Genomic DNA, 20,699 nt, shown 5'->3' on the forward strand with positions numbered 1-20,699 from the left:
GCATCGGCAGGTAACTGATCACCACCGCCTCCACGATTTCCAGCATCGAAGTCTGAACCTCCACTACGCGACGTCACGGTCGACCCGTCAACCCCGTCTGCGGGCCGTATTGACGGCGTGAATTCGTCGCTGACTGTCACTCCTCCCGCGCCGGAATGGGTTTTGAGCCAGTCCAGTGCGCTGGTGGCATCACTCGCGGCAGCGATCGTGACGTGTTTCCCGAAGTCGAGGTCATCGGCCTTCGTGACCAGACGCCCGAGGTCGTCGGTTTTGTTGAGCAGGTTCTCGAGCTTGTTCACCTTCGCCGCAGCACCGAAAGGGGTAAGATTCCCGACGATCTCGCCGATCACGAACGTGTTCCCCGAGGCGACCTGCCCGACCGTCGTGGTCAGCTGGTTCCACAACTTCGAGCGCGCCTCGTCACTGGTCGCGAGGGTGTGTAGATACCGGTCGCCATGTCCTGCACGTTCAACTGCAGCGCTCCGCTGACCGTGTCACCCCACCCGGAACCGAGCCAGGCGAGGAACCCTCGACAGCAACTCGATCAGCCGCGGGCGCGCGAAGCCGACTGATTCTGATTCGACGGACACGTCAAGAGCAGGGGAAGATGACAGAGCAGGCGTGGTGTCTCTCGCGGATGGTGCGCTGGAACAACTTCCATCCTCAGCACGAACACCACGCTTGCTCCGCCACCTCAACACTGGCGTGTCACACGCCACAACTCCCAGTCAAGCCACCCAACGACGGCTTTGACGGGACCCTGACACGAGCCTGGCCGGCGCAATCTCGACATTAGTCGGTCATGCCTCAAAATCGGCTACGCCCCTAACCGAAGCTTCCTCCGCTTGCTGACCTCCAGAATGTACTCAAACGCCTCGTCCAAGGATCCCTTGAAGTCGCCACCGTCATCCGTCATTGCGGGGAAGTAGCCAGCCCTATCGCTGGGCTTGAGGATCTCGTATTGATCGTCGTCGACGGGAACTATGTTGAACTCACGCCCCGTGAGGTCTCGTGGATTGGAAGCAATCCAGACCGTGTCAAGTGCAGCTTCGCGGCTATAGCCGAGCAAACTCATCCGCTGAGCAAAGTCCTCAGTTGTCACTTGATCTCCTCAAGATATCCAAGCTCGACGAGCCGTTCCAGGCCGCCTGGGAAATGATACTGCGTGCCGCCGCCTCGTTGCTCGAAACCCGGAGCGATCTCTCCCATCTGCACACCATCCGGGAGGGGGCGTAGGACTCGATAGTTCAGCTTGATGGTGCTGCCGCTCAGCCGGTCGGGCGGGAGCGATAGCTGGTCGAAAGGGGTGCCGGGCGGAGCAGCGAAGTTTCCATCCAGGGGCAGTCCATCCTTGTTCAGGAAGGTTATGCGCTCTATGACATCGCCTGAAACCAGATCCGCGGGCTGAGACAATCCGTCAGTAAACCCGTTGGTATGTGGTGGATCGGCTGGCCAACGCCAGCGTGGCCGACCCGATGCGTCAAATCCATCGAGGTAGCGATCAAGGAACTTATACCATCCTAACCCACCAGTCGAAGCGCGCGCAGCAGGCGATTGTCGACACTGACGATCCGACGTATGAGCAGATCCGGACGAGGGTCGCGGGCGTCGTCCCCGAGCCGGAGGCGACCAGCGTCGCGGCTCTGCTGGAGGGGCTGAGCGCGATCCTGGAGGCGCAGCCGGACGTGAGGGGCTAACTCCTCAGCCCTGCAGGGTGACGCTCGGCGCCTCGCCGAAGCGCGCGGTGTAGGCCGCGCTGAACCGGCCGGGGTTGCCGAAGCCCCACTGCCGAGCGATCGCGGCGACTGTGGTGTCTCGCGGGGAGCTGGCGGTCAGTTCGAGCCGGGCGCGGTCGAGCCGGACCAGGCGGAGGTAGGCGATCGGCCGCAGTCCGAGCACGCGCTGGAACGCAGATTGCAGCCCGCGCACCGTCAGGCCGGCGGCCTCCGCCATCTCGGCCGGACCGATCGGCTCAGCGCTGTGGGCATGCACGTATTCGACCGCCGTGCGCACCCGCACGTTGCGGGGTGCGAGCAGCTCGGGCGGGATCGGTGCCGTCTGCGGAGGGTAGAGCTCGAGGAGGGCGGACACGGTGGCCCGGGTGAGCTCGTCCCAGAGCAGCGGCTCGACGCGCTCGCTGCGCAGGGCACGGGCGGACGCGGCCACGGCGCTGCGCCACCGCCGCAGCGCCGGCTCCTGGGCCCGGTGCTCGGAGTCGAAGACCAGCGGGCCGAGGAGGCCGTGCTCGGCAGCGACGCGGTCGACCACTCCGCGGTCGAGGTGTACGAGGCGCTGGTCGAAGTCGAGGTAGTCGAACGAGAACGGCCGGTCGACCGGGAAGAGCACCGGACGGTGCGGCTCCATCGTGATCATCGCGGCGCCCAGGTCAACGCGGGCGCTACCGCCGACGATCCACTGCACCACGACGTCGCCCGAGTCGCCGACACCGCCGGCGAGCCGTCCGGACATCCGTGAGGTGCGCAGCGTCATGCCGGTGTCGCCGATCGCGGCGTAGCGATAGGTGAATGCAGAGCCGGTGGTCGCGGCGCGCCATTCATCGCCGTTGTAGAGCCTCGCGAGGCGGTGGCGCGCCTCGTCGGGATCCCCGCCGCCGGCCTGGAGCCGAACGTGGGGGTGGTCGTCGTCCACGGATCCGTGTCTCAGCGCGTCAAGCGTTTGAGGAGTTCGCGGTAGCGCGCGGCGGTGTGCTCGACGATCTCGGAGGGGAGGGTTGGTGCAACGCCCTGGCCGTCCCAGTTGTCCGAGAGCCAGTCGCGCACGATTTGCTTGTCGAACGACTGCCCGCGGATGCCGGCGTCGTAGGCGTCAGCGTCCCAGTAGCGGGAGGAGTCGCTGGTGAGCACCTCGTCGCCGAGCGTGACTACTCCGCTCGTGCGATCGACGCCGAACTCGAACTTGGTATCAGCGAGCAGCACGCCGCGAGCCAGTGCGAGAGCGGACGCCTCCGCGTAGACCCGCAGCGAGAGGGTGCGCAGCGCCTCCGCCGCCTCCTCGCCGACAATCTCGACGGTGCGCTCGAAGGTGATGTTCTCGTCGTGCTCGCCCTGCGGGGCCTTCCACGCCGGGGTGTAGATCGGTTCGGGGAGCTCGTCTCCGTCGTTCAAGCCCTCGGGGAGCGGGACGCCGCAGACGGAGCCGGTCGCCCGGTACTCCTTCCAGCCACTGCCCGAGAGGTAGCCGCGGACGACGCACTCGATCGGGAACATGTCCAGGGTCTTCACGAGCATCGCCCGGCCACGCACCTGCTCCGGGATCTCCCCCGGGACGAGGTGGTTCGGAACGTCGGCGAGCTGCGCGAACCACCACAGCGAGAGGGCGGTCAGCAGCTCGCCCTTGCCGGGGATGCCCGGCTCGAGGACGCTGTCATAAGCGCTGACGCGATCGCTGGCGACGACGAGCATGCGGTCGGCACCGAGCACGGGGTCGGCGTCATCGGGAGTGTAGAGGTCGCGGACCTTGCCGGAGTAGGCGTGCTGCCAGCCGGGCAGCGGGGCCGTGGTGTCGAAGGACAGGGAGTCGTCACGGGTCACTCGACCATTCTCGCCGATCCGCGCCCCTCCTGACTCCTCGCTGTGGTCTGCGGCACCGGGGCTGTCAAGCACGCGAGATCAACGCAGGCACGCGCCTAGCGTCGAGGACATGACTTCGCAGAATGACCAGGCTTTCCAGAAGGACCAAACTTCCCAGAAGGACCAGTACACGTTCCAAGACCCCGCCGCGATGTTCGCCGACATCGACACTGAAGCCCAGTACCAGGAGGGCTCCGGCCTGGACTCGAAGATGGACGACCCGGCGGACCGTGGCGAGTCGACCTACCGCGGTTCCGGTCGTCTCTCCGGCCGCAAGGCGCTCGTTACAGGCGGCGACTCGGGCATCGGCGCGGCCGTTGCCATCGCCTACGCCCGGGAAGGCGCCGACGTCGCGATCGTCTACCTGCCCGAGGAGGAGTCCGACGCGAAGAAGGTCGTCGCGGTGATCGAGGAGGCCGGCCGCATCGCCGTCGCCATCCCCGGTGACCTCACCGACCACGACTTCGCCGTCGGTGCAGTCGCTAAGGCCGTCGAGGGCCTGGGTGGGCTCGACATCCTCGTGAACAATGCGGGCAAGCAGCAGCACGTCGAGGACTTCCTCGAACTTTCAGACGAGCAATTCGACGAGACCTTCAAGACCAACGTCTACGCGATGTTCTGGATGACGAAGGCGGCCGTGCCGCACCTCGCTCCCGGCTCCGCGATCATCAGCACCTCATCGATCCAGGCCTACCAGCCCTCGCCGATGCTGGTCGATTACGCCAGTACCAAGGCCACGATCAACACGTTCTCGAAGGCGCTCGCGCAGCAGCTCGCGCCCAAGGGAATCCGCGTGAACGTCGTTGCCCCTGGCCCGATCTGGACTCCGCTGCAAACCGCGGGTGGCCAGCCGTCCGACAAGCTGCCCGAGGTCGGCTCGCAGACGCCGCTCGGCCGCTGGGGTCAGCCGGCCGAACTCGCTCCCGCCTACGTGTTCCTCGCCTCCCCGGAGTCGAGCTACGTCGTCGGTGAGACGCTGCACGTCAACGGCGGCATGCCCACGCCGTAACATCCGGCGCTTCTGGCGGGTCTCGTCGGTGCGGAGAGGGGCTTTCCTCCGCGGATTGGCGAGGCTCGTCGTTGTGGTTGTCGTAACAATCAACCGGGATGCCGTCGTCTGCGTCACGCTTGATACATGACCACTTCGCTCCCGATCCTCGACCTGTCCCGCCTCGACCAGGGGGAGGCAGAAGCAGCAGCCTTCCGCCGCGACCTCCGCGAGACCACGCACGACGTAGGCTTCTTTTACCTCGTTGGTCACGGAGTGCCACAGGATCTCCTTGACGATGTCGTTGCCGTCTCCCGCCGCTTTTTCGCGCTGCCGGAGGACGAGAAGCTCGCGATCGAGAACACGCTGAGCCCGCAGTTCCGCGGCTACACCCGTTTCGGCACCGAGCTGACCAACGGCGACGTGGACTACCGCGAGCAGGTCGACATCGGGATCGACCGGCCGGCGGTCGAGAGCGGCCCCGGCGTCCCCGACTATGAGCGCCTCGAGGGGCCGAACCTGTGGCCGGAGACGCTGCCGGAGTTCCGCGAGGTCTTCGAACGCTGGCACGAGGCGCTCGCCGCGGTCGCCATCCGATTGCTCCGCACCTGGGCGCTCGCCCTCGACGCGCCGGAGGATGTGTTCGATGAGGCGTTCGCCGAGCGGCCGTTCTCGCTGGTGAAGGTCGTTCGCTACCCGGGCACTTCCGATCCCGAGCCAAAGCAGGGCGTTGGGGCGCACCGCGACGGGGGAGTGTTGACGCTGCTGCTGGTCGAGCCGGGCAAGGGCGGCTTGCAGGTCGAGCACGACGGGTCCTGGATCGAGGCGCCGGCGCTGCCCGGGTCTTTCGTGGTCAACATCGGCGAGATGTTGGAGCTGGCGACGGGCGGTTACCTCAAGGCGACGCTGCACCGGGTGATCTCGCCGCTGATCGGGACGGACCGGATCTCGATCCCGTTCTTCTTCAATCCCGCGCTCTCGGCGTCGATGCCCTCGCTCCCGCTGCCCGAAGAACTGAAGTCCGGTCTCTCGGTCGACCCGACAAACGCGCCCATCCTCGAAACGTACGGCGAGAACGCGCTGCGCTACCGCCTCCGCGCTCACCCCAACGTGGCCGCCGCCCACCACGCAGACTTGCTCGCCCCCACCCGCTGACCCCCCGCCTCCTGCCCCCTCCCGCGAGATGCCTCTTGAGTACGCTCTCGTCGGCGTGTCGCGTACTCAAGAGGCATCTCGCGGCGGGGGATTAGCGGGTTAGCAGCGGGTGGCGGCTACCGGGGGTGTGGCGGTGAAGGTGGGTTGGGTGGGCGCGGATCCGGTGATTGTTACCGTGGTGGCCGGGGTGGCGGCCAGGCGGGTGGTGAAGGCGGCGGAGGCCGACGAGCCGGGAGCCACCGCGGTGAACGACTTCGAGCCGTAGGCCGAGTCGATCGTGACGTCCGCCGCCGCGGTGTCCGCGTTCTTCACGGCCACCGTGAGCACGACCTTCCCGGCGACGCAGCGCGTCGAGACGGTGGGAGCGAGCTCGAGGGTGTCGAGGGAGACCGCGGCCGAGGCCGAGGTGCGCACGAGATTGTCGGCGTAGCCCGTGTAGGAGGCGGCGACGCTCGTCACTCCGGCCGGGACGGTGACGCTCGCCGAGCCGGCGGTCAGCGGCACAGTCGAACTCCACGAGCCGCCGGTGAAGGTGACCGATCCGGCGACGTCGCCCTTGTCGGCCGCCGCGACTGACGCCGTGACGGTGCGGCCGTCGGCGGTGAGGGTCGTGGTGGAGTCGACAGCGGTGACGCCTGTCCAGTTCTTCATGGCCGTGAGGACCGTCTGCGGAACGCTGACGAACGCGCCGTGACGGGGGCTGGCCGGGAGGCCGCTCCGACTCTTGGGCGAGACGTTCCAGTCGGCCGACTGCGAGAGGCGGTTCGACTGCGAGCTGCCGGCGATAGCCGCTCCTGAGGTGATAAAGGCTTTATAACCGCCGTCGCCGTAGTTATCGACGAGGAACGCGTAGCCGTCGCCGGTGCCCGTGGTGTCGTTCGGGTCGCCTGCGTTCAGCTTGATGATCTCGGGACCCTCACCGGCCTGGCCGGTCTCGAGCGAGGTCATCCGGGTGTCGGTGAGCTGCCACGTGGTGGTCGGGTCGGCGCTCCAGTTCGACGAGGTCGTCGGAGCGGTCAACACCGTCGACTTCTCGAGGAAGATGTCCTTTCCGGCCTCCAGAGTGCCGGCGGCGCCGCCCTCCTCATTCTTGGTGAAGCGGTAGTAGTAGTCGCCGATCTTGGTGATCGTCGAGTCGATCCGCGCGTAGCCCGTGTCCTGCCAGGTGGTCGGAGGCTTCGTGAAAGTGCGGAAGTCGCGGGTCATTACCGAGAAGACGCGGGAGTAGAGCTTGTCGCTATTTGTCTTCGTTGCGTCGGAGTAGAGGCGCGAGGAGAAGAAGACGACATACGACTGCAGAGCGTCGTCCCAGTACGCCTCCGGGGCCCAGGTCATGCCGGCGGCCGGCTGGTTGACCGTGATGCCGGTGTCGGCGCCGTTCGTGCGGGTCCACGTGACGAGGTCGGTCGACTCCCAGACCTCGATCTTCAGGCTGCCTTTGGATTGGGCGTCGCCCCAGCCGGTTCCGCACGAGATGCACAGGTCGGTGGCGACCATGTAGTACTTGTCGCCGTTGTGCGAGCGGAGGATGAACGGGTCGCGCAGGCCCCTGGTGTCGGACGTCGAGGTGATGACGGCCTGGCCGTTGTTGACTGGCGAGAAGGTGAAGAAGTCATTGCCGGACGTCGCCGCCTGGTAGATCTTCTCGTCGCCGTCCGATTTAAAGTACGCCGAGGCGTAGCCCGCGTCAGGGGCGGTGCGGCCGAGCTCGGCGACCGTCAGGGTGAACTCGCGCGTCTCGGTGACTCCGTTAAGTGTGGCCTTCGCAGTCAGCGTGACCGGCTTGTCGCCGGAGCCGTAGGCCGGGCGGGTGACGATGCCCCCGCCACGGTACGGGTCCGCTGCTCCGACCGCCGGGGCGGTGTACGCGGTGTTCGTCGGGGTGACGAGCGCCGGGTCGGAGGAGGTCCAGGTGATGGCGGTGCCGTTCGTGGCACCCGCTACCACGAGCGGGAGATTCTCGGTGGTCCGGGTGGCCAGCTTCAGCGCGTCGAGGTCGTCGTTGATGCTCGGGGCGAGCACCACGACATCGAAGGTGATGCTCGCGCCCTGCGCGGTGGTCGCGGTGAGGGTGACCGGGGTGTTCTGCGAGATCGAGCGCGAGACGACTCCGGTGTTCGAGACGACCGCCGTGTTCGAGGACGACCAGGTAAGCGGGACGCCGCTGCTCGCGGCGGGGAGGGTCAGATTGGATGAGACCGCGGTCAGCGAGGGGTTTTCGGCGAGGAGGACGGGCTGGATGTCCGAGCGCAGCAGCGCCGAGGTCGCGGACGACTTTGCGGCGGCGGTCGGCATGCTCGCCGCGACCTGCTCGGCCGTGAGCGAGGTGTCCCAGAACTTCACGTCGGTGACGTCGGCGGTGAGGAGGGCGTCGCCGGTATAGAGGGAGCGGCCGAGGTAACCAAGCGTCTGACCGGTCGGGACGATGCTCGACAGGGACTTGGCCGCCGTGACGGTCGAGATCTGCGTGCCGTCGCGGTAGAGGGTGAGCGTGGTGCTCGAGCCGGTGCCCGATCCCACGAGAGTGAGTGTGGTGAATCCGGGATTGAGACCGCCACCGAAGGGCATGCGGGTCTCACCGTTACCGCTGTCCTTGACGCGAATGCCGGCGAGCACCTGACCGCTGGGTGTTCCGTCGGGGCTACGCGGATTCACAAACACATGGTTGCCGAGCTGCGTGGTGTTCCATGCGCCTGTGCCGTCGCCGATGACCCAGCCGAATTGGTTGGCAGCGGTCTGCGTCTTCACGGTGTACTCGACGGCGAACGCGTTGTCGGTGCCGGTGACGAGGCCCTGGGGGAGGCGTGCGGAACCGTCGGCCCGGAAGCGAGCGACCTGATCGCCGCCGGCATCGGTAAAGGATGCGTCGGTGAGGCCGCTCAGGGTCGCAGTGCGTCCGTTGCCCGAGATGTCGAGCAGGGCGGAGCCTGCGTGCGACATGTCGTAGTGCGCGTTGGGCGCCGGGACGTCGACGGCCTGGGCCGGCACGGGGACGAGTGCGCCGCTGAGGGCGACGCTCGTGCAGACGAGAGCCGAGAGGAAGAGGGATCGTGCGCGACGCCGAGGCGCGGCAGGGGGCTCCGGGGAGCGTCGTCTCATCGTCGAGACCTTTCCGATCAGGGGGTGCCGATCCGGGAGGAGCGGCGCTGTTGTTCACGGTAACAGGCCCGCTGTTCCGCGGCTATGGCCCCGACGCACTCGTCCGATCGGCCACGTACCGCTTCGTGATCAGGAGCCGGGCGTCAGCGGGCATCCGAGGCTCGCAGAACTGCCTGGTAGCACTGCGAGTCGCGGCCGTGAACCCCTCAGCACTGCCAGAAAGCCGGACGTACCGTAGTGAGAGCGGACGTCGGGGGCACGATCGCCGACGATCCGTTTCGTCGCAGGCACGGTTGATGACCGGCCGGAGAGGACGGGCACGATGACCTGCGATCATCCGCGCTGGGTGTGCCTCGCACGCAAGGAACCGCAGTGCGCGACTCTCCGCGGCCGGGTCTTTGAGATCGGCGCACCCGACGAAGGCGCTGGCGCTTATCTCCTCACCGTGTGGGAAAAGGGGCAGCCGGTCGGTCACGTCCTGCATACCGATCCGCCGAGCTACCGGCCGTGCGGCGGGGCAGCGCCGCAGCGGGTCGACGGCGTGGACGAACTGCTCGAACTGCTGGTGTCCCGGCTCTCCTGAGCATCGAGGAGCGTGCCCAGGGGACTGAGTCGCCCGAGAAGGCACGATCTCAGGGCGGAGACGAGCCTTCCCGGGCAACTCAACGAGCGCAGAGGCCGCGCCCGTCCTCCTCTGCGGCAGACGATAGAACCGCAGGGGAGTGCTTTGTGCGGGAGACGCGCCGCCGACAGCGACCGGCACGGCAGCGGGGTGCACCTCGTGCCGGCCACGCGGCGACGCGCCTCCCGAAGCGCAGTGCGATCAGAACGACCTGCGCCACGACGAGTGTACCATACGAATATGGTGATGGGAAGAAGGGTGTGGCTCAGGCGACCTCCACCTCGTGCACGAGGATGGGGGAGGGCGCGCCGGGCGCCCGCAGAGAGGAGCGCGCGTGCGTGATCGTCTCGCGACGCCGGCGCTGCTGACGCACGCCGTGCTCATTCAGGCCGTCGCGTTCCTCCTGCGGCCCGCCGCGGTCTACCAGGCCATCCAGCTCGAGGTGCCGGGATGGGCGCTCGGCGCGCTGGGCGCCTCCTTCGCGCTCGTGCCGCTGCTGATCGCGCTGCCGGTCGGCGGGCTCGTCGACCGAGTCGGGGCGCGCCTCGTGATGGCGGTCGGCGCGCTGGTCGCCGTCGGGGCGGCGACGGTGCTGCTGCTGGCCGGCGGGAGTGTGGCGGGGCTGCTCGTCGGCATAGCGATGTTGGGAGCGGGTCACCTGGGCTGCGTTGTGGGGCAGCAGACCGTCGTGGCAGGCGGGACCGGAGGCACCCGCCTCGACAGCCGCTTCGGCTACTACACCTTCGCCGCCTCACTCGGGCAAGCCATCGGCCCGGCCTTCATCCCGGTGTTCGCCGGCGGCTCGGTGCGGCCGGATCCCGCACCGCTGTTCCTCGTGGGCGGGGTGCTCGCCGTGCTGCTCCTCGCGGTGACGGCGGGAATTGGCAGCCCTGCCCGGCGCGAGAAGGTGTCGGAGCAGGCGCCCTCTTCCGGGTCGACACTTGGCCTCCTGCGCGTGCCCGGCCTCGCCCGTGCCCTGCTGACCAGCGCGACGGTCGTCGCCGCCGTCGACCTGACCGTCGTCTACCTCCCCGCCCTCGGCACCGAACGCGGACTGCCGGCGGGGCTCGTCGGCGCGCTGCTGACCGTCCGCGCTCTCGCGTCGATGGCGTCGCGCCTCCTGCTCGGTGCTGCGACTGCGCGGCTCGGCCGCACCCGGGTGATGGTGGGCGGCATCCTCGTCTCGGCGCTGTGCCTGGTGTTGGTCGCTCTGCCCGCGCCGACCGTGCTGCTGTTCGCCGCTGTCGCGCTGCTCGGCCTCGGTCTGGGAATCGGGCAGCCCATCACCATGTCGTGGCTGATCGAGCGGACCCCCGCCGACCGCCACGGCCGCGCCCTGGCGCTGCGCCTCGCGGGCAACCGGCTCGGGCTGATCGCGCTGCCGAGCCTTCTCGGCGCCCTGGCCGCCGCAGCCGGAGCGGGTGGTGTCCTCATCGGCACCGGCGCGGCGGTCGGCGCGACCCTGCTCCTCCTGCGCGGCGTTCGCCTCGACTGAGGCGCGGGCCGCCGCCGCATGCTTGACGTGCCTGAGAAGGCTGCGTCTCGCAACGAATCGCGACGCTCTCGGGCACCTCAGCGCCCGGGCTCCTCGATGCGGACCTCCGTCGCAGACTTGTCGGCGCGCCAGCCGCGCCAGACGGGCTGCCGCAGGGTGCCGGAGGAGGTGCGCTCGCGGTAGCGGACCTCGCCCACCAGCACCGGCGACACCCAGTGCACGCCGCGCGACTCGAGCGGCGGCACCGAGACAGCGGGCTCGTCGGTCGCGTGCTCGCCGAGGCGGGCGACGAGGCCGCGGCGCTCGCGGTCACTGAAGCCGGTGCCGACGCGACCGGAGTAGACCAGCGCGTCGCCGTCGGGAATCGCCGTGAGCAGCGCGCCGACCGAGCCCTGCAGGCCGCCCTCCCCCTCACGCCAGCCGACGATCACCACCTCCTGCAGCCGGTGGTGGGTCAGCTTGATCCAGTCGCGCGACCGGCTGCCCTCGTGATATCGCGAGTCGCGGCGCTTGACGACGACGCCCTCCAGGCCGAGGGTCAGGCTGGTCGCCATTGCTTCCTCCACATCGCCGTCGAAGACTGAAGGCACGTGTACGCGCTCGTTCTCGGTGACGAGTTCGACGAGCTCGGCGCGGCGGGAGTCGTAGTCGCGGTCGGTCAGGTCCTCGCCTCCGCGCTCGAGCAGATCGAAGACCATCAGGTGCACCGGAGTCGTGCGCACCGCCGCCTCGATCTCGTGCGGCTTCGTCACCCCGCCGCGGGCCTGCAGGGCTCCGAAGTCGGGACGGCCGCGGGCGTCGAGCGCGACGATCTCGCCGTCGAGCACGGCGTCGGCGCACGCCTCCGCCAGCGGCCCGAGCAGATCCGGGAAGGCGGGGGTCAGGTCGTTGCCGTTGCGGCTGGTCAGCGTGACCCTGCCGCTCTGCACCCGCACGAGGGCGCGGTAGCCGTCCCACTTCATCTCGATCGCGGCCTTGGGGTGCACGTCGTGGCGACGTCCGGGTGTCGCGAGCATGGGGCGGCGTGCGGCGGCGTCCGAACGCGGGGTGGGAGGTGCGGGCTGGGATGCGGCGGACGCCGCGGGCGCTCCCGTCGAGCCCCGTCGCTGCGTCCCGCGGCCCTTGCCGTGACCGGGAGCCATCAGGTGCAGCAGCCAGTTCTTCTCGGCGCCCGCTGTCGACCCGGTGTGCAGCAGCGCATAGCGGCGGGGCTCGCCGCCGAGGCCGCCGTCGGGGCGTCCGGTCAGCACGGCGATCACCTCCGCGCCCTCGCGCCACTTCTCCAGCGCATAGGTGCCCTCATCCCAGATGCGGACCTCCCCGCCGCCGTACTCGCCAGCGGGGATCGTGCCCTCGAAGGTCGCGTACTCGAGCGGGTGGTCCTCGGTCTGCACGGCCAGGCGGTTCGGATCACCGTCCAGCGGCGGACCCTTGGGTACGGCCCAGCTCACCAGCACGCCGTCGTGCTCGAGCCGGAAGTCGTAGTGCAGGCGCCGCGCGTGGTGCTCCTGGATCACGAAGGTGTCGCCCGAGGAGGAGCCTGCGGATCCGGCCTCGGGCACGGGCTCCGGCGTCTTCGACGCATCGCGCATGCTGCGGTAGGTGGCGAGGCGGTCGGCGGAGGCGTCGGTCGCGGCGAAACCTGCCATCCGCTGGGGCGTCGGCTCGAGCCCGGCGCCGCGAGCGGCGAGCAGCGGCCGGAGCAGGTCGCCGTCGCTGCGCAGGCGCTCCACCACCTCGTCAGGTGCGAGATGACGCAGGCCCTCGGCGCCCAGCTCCTCCCAGGTGCGGGGCGCGGCGGCGGCCGGGCGGAGGCGTCCCCGCAGCGAGTACGGTGCGATCGTGGTCTTTGCGGCGCTGTTCTGACTCCAGTCGACGAGGACTTTGCCCTCGCGCAAAGTCTTCTTCATGTCCGAGACGACAAGATCGCGGTGGTCTGATTCGAGCACTTTTGCAAGCTCGTGCGCGACGGCCGAGATCTGGTCGCTGGTTGCCGAGGCGTCGAGCGGGCAGTAGAGGTGGATGCCCGTGCTCCCGCTGGTCACGGGCAACGGGGCGAGGCCCATTCCCTCCAGCAGGTCGCGCGCGAGAAATGCGACTTCGGCGCACTCGGCCAGGCCCGCCCCCTCGCCCGGGTCGAGGTCGAGCACAAGGCGGTCGGGCGGGCGGCGCTCGCCATCGGAGCCCACGCGCCACTGGGGCACGTGCAGTTCGAGCGCGGCTTGCTGCGCCAGCCAGGTGAGCCCGGCGACGTCGTCGATCAGCGGGTACTCGACGTCGCGCGACGAGTGGGCGAGCCGGGTGCGGCTCAGCCAGTAGGGGGCGGAGGAGGGCAGGTTTTTCTCGAAGAAGACCTCGCCGGGCCGCTCGGCCGTGCCCACTCCGTCGACCCACCGCTTGCGGGTGACCGGGCGCCGCGCCAGGTGCAGCAGCATCGCGGAGGCGACGGAGGCGTAGTACGCGAGCACGCTCGCCTTGGTGAATCCCGCCTCCGGGTACACCACCTTGTCGAGATTCGTCAGCCGGAGCGTCCGTCCGCCCACCGAGACGAGCTGCTGCGACCGGGCCATCCCCCATAGTGGGCCCCGCGCGCCTCCGCGGGGAACCCCGCTGCCGGGGAACCCCGAACCGTCCAGGGAACCTCCGACAACCGTCACCCATGTCCTGAGACTTCACACCGGGCGCCCTGGACGGTTGGGGGTTCCCTGGGCGAGGGGGTGCAGCGGGGTAGCCTCGAGGCACCAGACAGAAGGAGCCGCCGTGACGATCGCCGACATCCCGCTCACCACGATCGACGGCACTGTGTCGACCCTCGCCGACTATCCGCCTGTGCGGCTGATCGTGAACGTGGCCTCGCGGTGCGGCCTCGCTCCGCAATACGAGAAGCTCGAGGCCCTGCACAAGACCTACGGCGACCGCGGATTCACGGTGCTGGGCTTCCCGAGCAACCAGTTCCTACAGGAGCTGAGCGACGAGGACAAGATCAAGGAGTACTGCTCCACCACGTGGGGAGTCACGTTCCCGATGTTCGAGAAGGTGCGCGTGAACGGCCGTGCCGCGCATCCGCTCTACGCGGAGTTGACGAAGGCCGAGGACGAGAACGGCAAGGCCGGCCGGGTGAAGTGGAACTTCGAGAAGTTCCTCATCGCTGCCGACGGCACGGTCCACCGGTTCCGACCGACGGTCGAGCCCGACGACCCGCGGATCGTCGGACTGATCGAGGAGTCGCTTCCCCACTGACCGCGGTGTCCCGGCCCCGGCCACGGCTCGCTCAGCGCCGTGCGCGCCGCCGCATCGCAACGACCGTGACTGTCGCGAGGACGACCACCACGATCAGCACCACCGCATCCGGAACCGCGCCGGCCACATCGAGCGTCCAGCCCTCTAGCCGCACGGCTGCGGAGGAGCCGAGCCCGCCGCCGAGCGACGTGGTGCCGTGCGTCACCAGGAGAAGCACGCCGAGCGCCACCGTGATCGCACCGCCGACCAGGGCCGAGAGCGTCGTGCGCCAGCGGCCGAGCCGCACCTCGCGCGGCCGCACGAGCCGACGCACCACGGGGATCCGAGCCCAGAGCAGGCTGAGGACGAGGAGGGGAAACGCCATCCCCGCCGCGAAGACGAGCAGCGCGACTCCGCCCGCGAGCGGATCACCACCCATCGCGGCGAAGGTCAGCACTGTTCCGAGCACCGGACCCGCGCACACCCCGGCGAGGCCGTAGACCGTCCCCAGCGTGTAGACGCTGGCCGTCGTGGTGCCGCCGGCGACGTGGTGCGAGAAGAAGGGCAGGGGCAGCCCGCTGAGCATCAGGAGTCCGAGTGCGATGACCAGCACCGCCGCGACGGTGATGACGGTCTCCCGGTGCTCGGCGACAAACGCACCGACCGTCCCCGCGAGGATCCCGAGCGGCACCAGGGTCGTCACGAGTCCGAGGTAGAACACGGCCGTCTTGGTCAGCACCTCCGAGGGAGTCGCGAAGGCGTAGGAGAAGAAGGCAGGCAGCACCATGACCGAGCACGGGCTGAGCAGTGTGAGCAGGCCGCCCGCGAACGCGCCGAGGAGTCCGAGCTCCACCGCTCAGGCGCCAGCGAGGGCGGAGTCGAGGAAGGAGCGGAAGTGGTCGGCCGGCTGAGCGCCCGAGATGGCGGTACCACCGGCGACGAAGAAGGGGACGCTGGTGACGCCGAGCCGTTGGGCGGCCGCTGTCTCCTGCTGCACGGCCTGGAGCAGGGAGGGGTCATCGAGGTCGGCCTCGAAGCGGGTGAGATCAGGGACCTGCGCGGTGCGGGCGAAGTCGATCAGCTTCTCGCGGGGAAGGTCGGGGTGCCCCGACTCGGGCGCGGCGCGGAAGACGGTGTCGAGGTAGGCGGCGAACAGTCCCTGGCGCCCGGCGGCGTGGGCGGCGACGGACGCCTGCTCCGACTGCTCCCCGAAGAAGGCGACATCGCGGAACTCGACCCGCACCTTCCCGGCGTCGACGTAGTCCTGCACGATCGCCGGGAAGGTTTCGCGGCCGAATTGCGCGCAGAACGGGCAGCGCAGGTCGGTCCACTCCGTGAGGACGACCGGCGCATCGACGGAGCCGATCGCGGCCGGATCGCCCGGGTCGCGGCGCTCGATCTGCGGCTTCTGCTTCTCCTCGGCGGTGGCGGCGGGGGAGGCGAGCGGCGCGTTCCCGGATTCGCCGCGCGCGAGCGCCACGACTCCGAGGAACAGCCCCGCCGCCACCAGGATCACGACGACGAAACGGGTGCGGCGAAGCTTCGCCTGGAGGGCAGCGGCAGTCGGCTGAGGTCTACTCATATAGAGAGGGTAACCAATCGCGCCGCTGACGCGCCTGACAGAATCGGTTGCACGCCAGCCCTGGCGGCGGGAGTGCCCCCCTGACGGGGTGGGTGCAGTCGGGCGGGCCGGGCGACAGCTATCGGGCGTGCAAACCCAGCGCCGCGCGCGCCTCAGCCGGCTCCACGCCCTCCGGGCAGACCAGATCGACGACCTCGAACGGGGTCGAGCGCAAGAACGGGATCATCTCGATCCCGTCGACATGACGCAGCAGAACAAGCCCGCCGTCGCCCTCGCGCAGGCTTCGGCGCACCTGCCGGAGGAAGATGCTGGCCATGTCGAGTTCGACGACGAACGAGTGGCCGCTGACGTTGATCCTGCAGCCGATGACCGGCTGGGAGTCGACGGAGACCGAGTCGGGCACTCCGCGCGACTCGATCGGGTGCTCCTTGCGAAGCGTTCGTGCCGGGGTGAGGGTGGGGAGTCCGGTTGTTCGCGTGATCTTCGTCATGGTCGTCTCCGTCCGTCGACGCCCCGCGATACATCTGAAGCTCATGACTCTGAAGCGTCATCTCGACGGTACGTCTCGACCCGCGCACGGGGGAGCGGGTTGACGGATGCCGGAGCGCGAGGCAGCCCTCATGCCCCCTGGCGTTGCTCCTCGGGCTCCGGAAGCACGGAGAGTTCGCCGTGCATGCTCGCCACGCTGAGCATCTGCTCGATCCAGATGCGGTTGAGCTTGGGCTGGTGGGTTTCGGCGAAGCGGAAGTGCAGCGGAACGGACGGATGCAGCCACACGGAGCTGCGACCGTGACCGGTGTCGGCGTCCTCGATCCAAGAGAGGGAGAAGGCCTCGTTGCGGCGAAGCTTCGACAGGACGGCGACCTTGAGGTGCGCAAGGACGCGCTCCTCGAACTCGATCTCGAGGTTCTGCGGTCCGTAGATGAGCGTGGCCACGGGCACCTTTCGTTCATCGGGCCGCCCGGGACAGTGCCACGGAGGGGACAAAGCGGCGGCGAGCGCCACGATAGCCGACGTATGTCCGCGGAGTCGATTCCTCTGCGGCGGTCGTGGAGCTTGGGGGCCTCCTCGGGCCTCGCTGGCTTTCTCTTGTCTCCCCCTTTCGCGAGGCTTACTGTCGTGGGTCCTCAGGAGTACACCCGGGAGAGAACTCGGCCGGAGAGAAAAGAACATCTTGGTGCCGGATTCATCTCGGTGCCGGATTCATCGCGCGGACATCACCACGAGAAAGGGAGACGACGATGACTCAGGGAAGTACAGCGATGCTCCTGCTCATCGGAGGACTGCTTGTGACGGGAGCCAGCCTCTCCGTGCTGACGGGCGGCGGAGCGCTCGGGCCAGCGGTGCTCGGTGTGGTCAGTGGAAGCCTGATGCTGGTGACGGCACTCTGGGAGTACCGGAAGGGCCGACGAGCTGTGCATTCCGGGCACGGGAGTGACGGGCCTCAGCCCTGAGGACAGCCGTCGTCTCTCGCGGGCCTTTGCGGTGTGGGAGGTCCGCCCGAGGCGTCCGATTCCGCAGTGCAGCACTAGAATTGATTCGTCCTGTGCAGGTCGATGGAAGCGGTGGAACGGTGAAGACGAGGGTCATCTTCTACCTTCTCGGCGGTGTGTTCGTGCTCGGCGCGGGCATCAACTCCATTGCGGGAACCGGCTTCTCCGTGCCCAACCTGCTGACGGTGCTGTGCGGCCTCCTCATCCTGGCTATTGCTGGCTGGCAGGCGGCCCGGTCCTGGCGTGCCGACTCGTCCGACCGCGACGTCGAGCCGCCACGCTGACGGAACCACGCTGACGGAACCACCCTGACGGAACCACGACCGACGCGGTAGAGCAGGCACTACCGCGGATGTCCACCGTGCTGCACTGACGAGAGCGCTGCGCTCTGGTGCGATGAAGCTATGACTTCTCACGCGCTTGTGCCAGCACGGCTCCCGACTCCCGGCTCGGCGGTCCGCGAGCCCGCGGCCCTCGGACGTCCGGTCCGCGAGCCCGCCGCTCCGAGGCGGCTTGCGCCCCTCGGCTCACCCCGATCGATCGCGGCTCCCCGCGGTCACCGCACCGAGATCGCGGCGCTGCGGGTGCTCGCGATCGTGAGCGTCGTCGTCTACCACTACTGGCCCGCCGCACTGCCGGGCGGCTTCGTCGGGGTGGACGTGTTCTTCGTGATCTCGGGCTTCCTGATTACGTCGCACCTCGTCCGCGAGCTCGACGAGACGGGCCGCATCCGGCTCCGTCGCTTCTGGCTGCGCCGGGCCGCGCGGCTCCTCCCGGCCGCGCTGACGGTCATCGCTACGGTCGCGCTGCTCGCCCCGATCGTCCTGCCCGTGATCGACCGCGACGGGACCGCCGTCCAGCAATTGTCGTCGATCTTCCTCGTCCAGAACTGGGCCCTGGTCTTCCAGGCGGTGGACTACCTCTCGGCAGGAGCCGCGCCGACGGCGCTCGAGCACTTCTGGTCGCTCTCGACCGAGGAGCAGTTCTACGCGCTCTGGCCAGCGGCGCTCGTCGGAGTGGCCGCCGCCGCTCGCGTGCTGCGGATCGACCGCCGCCGGGTCAGGGCCGCAATCCTCGTGCTGGCCGCCGGCTCCTTCATCCTGTCGATCTGGCTGACGGCCACTGCTCCGGGAGCCGCGTACTTCAACACGGGCGTGCGTGCCTGGGAGTTCCTCGGCGGGGCGGTTCTCTGCCTCCTCCCGCAGCCGCCGGCGCGCGCGCGACTCCCTCTGGCGCTGGTCGGCGCCGCGCTGCTCGGTGCTGCCCTGGTCGTTGTGACTCCCGCTCTGGCCTTCCCCGGCTGGATCGCGGCCATCCCCGTCGCAGGAGCGATGCTCGTCATTGCAGCGGGGACTCCCGCCGCGGGCTCCCGGCTTGCTCGCGCCTGCGGGCATCCGATCATCGACTACGTCGCGACCCGGTCGTACGCGATTTACCTGTGGCACTGGCCGGTCCTCATCTTCGCGCCGGCGATCGTTGCGGGCGCCGGGCAGTCCCGTCCGCTCTCCGCGGCGTCTCTGCTCGTCGTCCTGGCCATCGCCGTGATGCTTGCAGAGCTGACGCATCGGCTGGTCGAGAACCGGTTCCGGGCGGGTGCACGATGAATCGCTTCCCGCCCCGCGGCCCGCTGGGTAAGCTCCGCTCGCCGATCGACCGGTCGCTCCGGATGGTCGCCGTCCTCGCCCTCGTCGGTGTCCTGGCGAGCGCCGTGCAGTTGGCGCGCTCGCAGGCCGAGCTCGACTCCCTCCGCACTGACGTCTCCGCGCGGCTCGCCGCCGACGACCCCTGCGCGGGAGCGCGTGCGATGAGTGCGCAGTCGTGCTCCGACCGCTTCGAGCTTCCGCGCGACCTGGAACCGGCCGTGTCGGCGGCCGACGTCGGCGTGGTCGAGGGCACTCCTCCTTTTCTCGAGGGATGCGCGCACCACCTCATTGGGACCGACGTCCTGAACAAGCACTGCGTCTGGAGGACCCCGGGGGCGACGAGAACGATCGCGCTCGTCGGCGACTCCCACGCGGCCATGTGGGCTGACGGTCTGCGCGAGGTTGCGGACGCACGCCACTGGAACGTCGAGGTGTACTTCCACGGCGGATGCCTGCTGTCGGATGTCAGCGGTCGCGCGTCCCAGGCCGTCGTCTCGTCGGCGTGTAGTGCGTGGTCGGCCTGGGTCGGGGACCAGTTGCGGCATCGCGACGACCTCGACACGGTGATCTACGGCTCCCACGCCGCCGCCTACGTGCAGGAGCGGACCGGCGTCCCGGACGCGTCGGAGGACGTCGTTGACTCGGCCGTCGCGTCGATCTCGTCCTGGAAAGACGCCGCCCGCCGGGTGCTGATTCTCCGCGACGTGCCGAATCCGGGGTCGGATGTCCCGCGCTGCCTAGCGTCGACCGTCTCCGTCGGCGCGCGGAGCGACCCCTGCTCCGTATCCCGCTGGCAGGACGCACCCCTCGACGACCACGAGTCCCAGCGGATCGCCGCGAGACTCGGTCTCCCGCTGATCGACACGACGGATCTCTTCTGCGACGACGCGACCTGCCACTCCGTGATCGGCGGGGTCGTCGTCTACCGCGACGACGATCACCTCACGGAGAGCTTCGCTCGCACCGCGGGCGCCGCGCTGGCCGATCGGATCGACCGCGCTGCGGGGCTCTCATGACCGCTGCACAGGGGGACGCCGTCAGGCTTGTCGCCGTGGGTGACAGCATCACGCGCGGGAGATCCAGTTCGCCGTGGTTGCCGCGGGTCGGTGCGACGCTGCCTCCCGGTTCCGTGATCACCAATGCGGGTGTGGATGGCGACCGGGTCAGCTCCGCGTTCCCACGTCTGCCGCGCCTGGCACTCGGGGAGGCGACCCACGTCGTCGTCCTCCTCGGCACGAACGACACCCTGCGGCGACTCTCGAGCGCGCGCGGACGTGACCGCCTCGACCGGGCTGGCTCCGAGCAGATTTTTCGGGAGGACCTCACCGAGCTGGTCCGCCGACTGCGCCACGAGTCGACCGCCGCGATTGCGGTGTGCTCGCTCCCTCCCGTGGGGGAGCACGGCCGAGACGAGGCTGCCCGGGCGATCAGCGCCGCGAATACGGTGATCCGGGCGGTCTGCGGCGACGCGGGCGTGACCGTTCTCCCCCTCCACGAGCGCCTGGTGGCTCTGCGCCAGCGGCACGCGAGCGCCGCGGGGCCGTCGTTCGGCGGGTCTCGGATGGTGCTCCGCGCCGCTGTCCGGCGCCGGGTCCTCGGGTGGAGTTTCGCGCAGTGCGCCGCCGCGGAGGGATTCGTCGCACTCAGCGACGGGATTCACCTCTCCGACAGCGGCGCTGAGGAGTTGGCCGCGCTCGTCTCCGGCTGGGTGAACGATCCTGACCGCGCAGGCGGAGCGACCGCCTAGGTGCTGGGTGGCCGTCGCGGGCGTGATCGCGGATGTCGGTGGCGCACCGCGCTCACGCGGCTGACG

22 protein-coding genes are annotated in these 20,699 nt (G+C 69.2%); 11 read left to right on the plus strand and 11 right to left on the minus strand.

Translation table 11 applies throughout. From position 1 onward, the window contains the following. The 3 genes from HRF29_RS13725 to HRF29_RS13735 all read right to left on the minus strand — a co-directional run. A partial coding sequence (locus tag HRF29_RS13725; RefSeq protein WP_173249411.1) for a hypothetical protein occupies positions 1 to 350 on the minus strand: 350 nt, incomplete at its 3' end. A 467-nt stretch (positions 351 to 817) separates the two neighbouring features. Further along, positions 818 to 1,102 carry a hypothetical protein gene (locus HRF29_RS13730; protein ID WP_173249412.1) on the minus strand — a complete coding sequence of 95 codons (285 nt, stop codon included), beginning with the start codon at positions 1,100 to 1,102 and terminating at the stop codon, positions 818 to 820. Next, the gene (locus tag HRF29_RS13735) at positions 1,099 to 1,413 is read right to left on the minus strand and encodes a TNT domain-containing protein (RefSeq protein ID WP_173249413.1); all 315 of its coding nucleotides are present in this window, start codon (positions 1,411 to 1,413) and stop codon (positions 1,099 to 1,101) included. The genes HRF29_RS13730 and HRF29_RS13735 overlap by 4 nt, the downstream gene beginning before the upstream one ends. Before the next feature lie 23 nt (positions 1,414 to 1,436). Here HRF29_RS13735 and HRF29_RS13740 point away from each other — a divergent pair, with 23 nt between their 5' ends. Then, complete coding sequence (locus HRF29_RS13740) at positions 1,437 to 1,697, plus strand: hypothetical protein (RefSeq protein ID WP_173249414.1); 261 nt, start codon at positions 1,437 to 1,439, stop codon at positions 1,695 to 1,697. Between the two features lie 4 nt (positions 1,698 to 1,701). Here the strand turns inward: HRF29_RS13740 and HRF29_RS15415 are convergent, their stop codons facing one another. Continuing rightward, positions 1,702 to 2,649, minus strand: a complete 948-nt coding sequence (locus HRF29_RS15415; protein WP_173249415.1) for a helix-turn-helix domain-containing protein — start codon at positions 2,647 to 2,649, stop codon at positions 1,702 to 1,704. 11 nt (positions 2,650 to 2,660) lie between these two features. Next, positions 2,661 to 3,551 (minus strand): phosphoribosylaminoimidazolesuccinocarboxamide synthase, encoded by an 891-nt coding sequence (locus tag HRF29_RS13750; RefSeq protein WP_343043752.1) that lies wholly within the window; start codon positions 3,549 to 3,551, stop codon positions 2,661 to 2,663. Positions 3,552 to 3,660: 109 nt separating this feature from the next. Between HRF29_RS13750 and HRF29_RS13755 the strand changes: the two genes are divergently transcribed. Beyond that, positions 3,661 to 4,599, plus strand: coding sequence for a glucose 1-dehydrogenase (locus HRF29_RS13755; protein ID WP_281357348.1), 939 nt, complete (start codon positions 3,661 to 3,663; stop codon positions 4,597 to 4,599). 126 nt (positions 4,600 to 4,725) lie between these two features. Then, positions 4,726 to 5,733, plus strand: coding sequence for an isopenicillin N synthase family dioxygenase (locus tag HRF29_RS13760; protein ID WP_173249416.1), 1,008 nt, complete (start codon positions 4,726 to 4,728; stop codon positions 5,731 to 5,733). A 99-nt stretch (positions 5,734 to 5,832) separates the two neighbouring features. Here HRF29_RS13760 and HRF29_RS13765 read toward each other — a convergent pair whose 3' ends face one another. Next, positions 5,833 to 8,832: an immunoglobulin-like domain-containing protein gene (locus HRF29_RS13765; RefSeq protein ID WP_246227101.1), complete on the minus strand. Its 3,000-nt coding sequence runs from the start codon at positions 8,830 to 8,832 to the stop codon at positions 5,833 to 5,835. Between the two features lie 322 nt (positions 8,833 to 9,154). Between HRF29_RS13765 and HRF29_RS13770 the strand changes: the two genes are divergently transcribed. Both HRF29_RS13770 and HRF29_RS13775 read left to right on the plus strand, forming a co-directional pair. Continuing rightward, the gene (locus tag HRF29_RS13770) at positions 9,155 to 9,415 is read left to right on the plus strand and encodes a hypothetical protein (protein ID WP_173249417.1); all 261 of its coding nucleotides are present in this window, start codon (positions 9,155 to 9,157) and stop codon (positions 9,413 to 9,415) included. Positions 9,416 to 9,788: 373 nt separating this feature from the next. After that, positions 9,789 to 10,949, plus strand: a complete 1,161-nt coding sequence (locus tag HRF29_RS13775) for an MFS transporter (RefSeq protein WP_173249418.1) — start codon at positions 9,789 to 9,791, stop codon at positions 10,947 to 10,949. 77 nt (positions 10,950 to 11,026) lie between these two features. Here the strand turns inward: HRF29_RS13775 and HRF29_RS13780 are convergent, their stop codons facing one another. Then, complete coding sequence (locus HRF29_RS13780) at positions 11,027 to 13,519, minus strand: ATP-dependent DNA ligase (protein WP_173249419.1); 2,493 nt, start codon at positions 13,517 to 13,519, stop codon at positions 11,027 to 11,029. A 190-nt stretch (positions 13,520 to 13,709) separates the two neighbouring features. Between HRF29_RS13780 and HRF29_RS13785 the strand changes: the two genes are divergently transcribed. Continuing rightward, positions 13,710 to 14,189, plus strand: a complete 480-nt coding sequence (locus HRF29_RS13785) for a glutathione peroxidase (RefSeq protein WP_173249420.1) — start codon at positions 13,710 to 13,712, stop codon at positions 14,187 to 14,189. 31 nt (positions 14,190 to 14,220) lie between these two features. Here the strand turns inward: HRF29_RS13785 and HRF29_RS13790 are convergent, their stop codons facing one another. The 4 genes from HRF29_RS13790 to HRF29_RS13805 all read right to left on the minus strand — a co-directional run bounded on the left by HRF29_RS13790 (position 14,221) and on the right by HRF29_RS13805 (position 16,686). Beyond that, positions 14,221 to 15,021, minus strand: a complete 801-nt coding sequence (locus tag HRF29_RS13790) for a cytochrome c biogenesis protein CcdA (protein WP_173249421.1) — start codon at positions 15,019 to 15,021, stop codon at positions 14,221 to 14,223. A 3-nt stretch (positions 15,022 to 15,024) separates the two neighbouring features. Next, positions 15,025 to 15,750 carry a DsbA family protein gene (locus HRF29_RS13795; protein ID WP_173249422.1) on the minus strand — a complete coding sequence of 242 codons (726 nt, stop codon included), beginning with the start codon at positions 15,748 to 15,750 and terminating at the stop codon, positions 15,025 to 15,027. Between the two features lie 118 nt (positions 15,751 to 15,868). Continuing rightward, positions 15,869 to 16,240, minus strand: a complete 372-nt coding sequence (locus tag HRF29_RS13800) for a hypothetical protein (RefSeq protein WP_173249423.1) — start codon at positions 16,238 to 16,240, stop codon at positions 15,869 to 15,871. A gap of 128 nt (positions 16,241 to 16,368) precedes the next feature. After that, entirely contained in the window at positions 16,369 to 16,686 is a 318-nt protein-coding gene (locus HRF29_RS13805) for a DUF7882 family protein (protein WP_187698477.1), read from the minus strand. 305 nt (positions 16,687 to 16,991) lie between these two features. On the opposite strand from HRF29_RS13805, the gene HRF29_RS13810 reads away from it, so the two are divergent. From HRF29_RS13810 to HRF29_RS13830, 5 genes are all read left to right on the plus strand, one after another. Further along, entirely contained in the window at positions 16,992 to 17,204 is a 213-nt protein-coding gene (locus HRF29_RS13810) for a hypothetical protein (RefSeq protein WP_173249424.1), read from the plus strand. 92 nt (positions 17,205 to 17,296) lie between these two features. Then, complete coding sequence (locus tag HRF29_RS13815) at positions 17,297 to 17,527, plus strand: hypothetical protein (protein ID WP_173249425.1); 231 nt, start codon at positions 17,297 to 17,299, stop codon at positions 17,525 to 17,527. Between the two features lie 120 nt (positions 17,528 to 17,647). Then, a complete protein-coding gene (locus tag HRF29_RS13820; protein ID WP_173249426.1) occupies positions 17,648 to 18,847 on the plus strand; it encodes an acyltransferase family protein in 1,200 nt (399 codons plus the stop codon). After that, a complete protein-coding gene (locus HRF29_RS13825) occupies positions 18,844 to 19,902 on the plus strand; it encodes an SGNH hydrolase domain-containing protein (protein ID WP_173249427.1) in 1,059 nt (352 codons plus the stop codon). The genes HRF29_RS13820 and HRF29_RS13825 overlap by 4 nt, the downstream gene beginning before the upstream one ends. Further along, on the plus strand, positions 19,899 to 20,633 hold the full coding sequence (locus HRF29_RS13830; RefSeq protein ID WP_173249428.1) for an SGNH/GDSL hydrolase family protein: 735 nt from the start codon (positions 19,899 to 19,901) through the stop codon (positions 20,631 to 20,633). The genes HRF29_RS13825 and HRF29_RS13830 overlap by 4 nt, the downstream gene beginning before the upstream one ends. Positions 20,634 to 20,699: the final 66 nt, after the last annotated feature.

The organism is Rathayibacter agropyri, assembly GCF_013249015.1.
GTDB lineage: Bacteria > Actinomycetota > Actinomycetes > Actinomycetales > Microbacteriaceae > Rathayibacter > Rathayibacter agropyri.

Coding starts and splice junctions, on each gene's coding strand:
- HRF29_RS13755 (WP_281357348.1), top strand. CDS start 3,661: ATGACTTCGCAGAATGACCAGGCTTTCCAGAAGGACCAAACTTCCCAG.
- HRF29_RS13760 (WP_173249416.1), top strand. CDS start 4,726: ATGACCACTTCGCTCCCGATCCTCGACCTGTCCCGCCTCGACCAGGGG.
- HRF29_RS13765 (WP_246227101.1), bottom strand. CDS start 8,832: ATGAGACGACGCTCCCCGGAGCCCCCTGCCGCGCCTCGGCGTCGCGCA.
- HRF29_RS13770 (WP_173249417.1), top strand. CDS start 9,155: ATGACCTGCGATCATCCGCGCTGGGTGTGCCTCGCACGCAAGGAACCG.
- HRF29_RS13780 (WP_173249419.1), bottom strand. CDS start 13,519: ATGGCCCGGTCGCAGCAGCTCGTCTCGGTGGGCGGACGGACGCTCCGG.
- HRF29_RS13795 (WP_173249422.1), bottom strand. CDS start 15,750: ATGAGTAGACCTCAGCCGACTGCCGCTGCCCTCCAGGCGAAGCTTCGC.
- HRF29_RS13800 (WP_173249423.1), bottom strand. CDS start 16,240: ATGACGAAGATCACGCGAACAACCGGACTCCCCACCCTCACCCCGGCA.
- HRF29_RS13810 (WP_173249424.1), top strand. CDS start 16,992: ATGACTCAGGGAAGTACAGCGATGCTCCTGCTCATCGGAGGACTGCTT.
- HRF29_RS13820 (WP_173249426.1), top strand. CDS start 17,648: ATGACTTCTCACGCGCTTGTGCCAGCACGGCTCCCGACTCCCGGCTCG.
- HRF29_RS13825 (WP_173249427.1), top strand. CDS start 18,844: ATGAATCGCTTCCCGCCCCGCGGCCCGCTGGGTAAGCTCCGCTCGCCG.
- HRF29_RS13830 (WP_173249428.1), top strand. CDS start 19,899: ATGACCGCTGCACAGGGGGACGCCGTCAGGCTTGTCGCCGTGGGTGAC.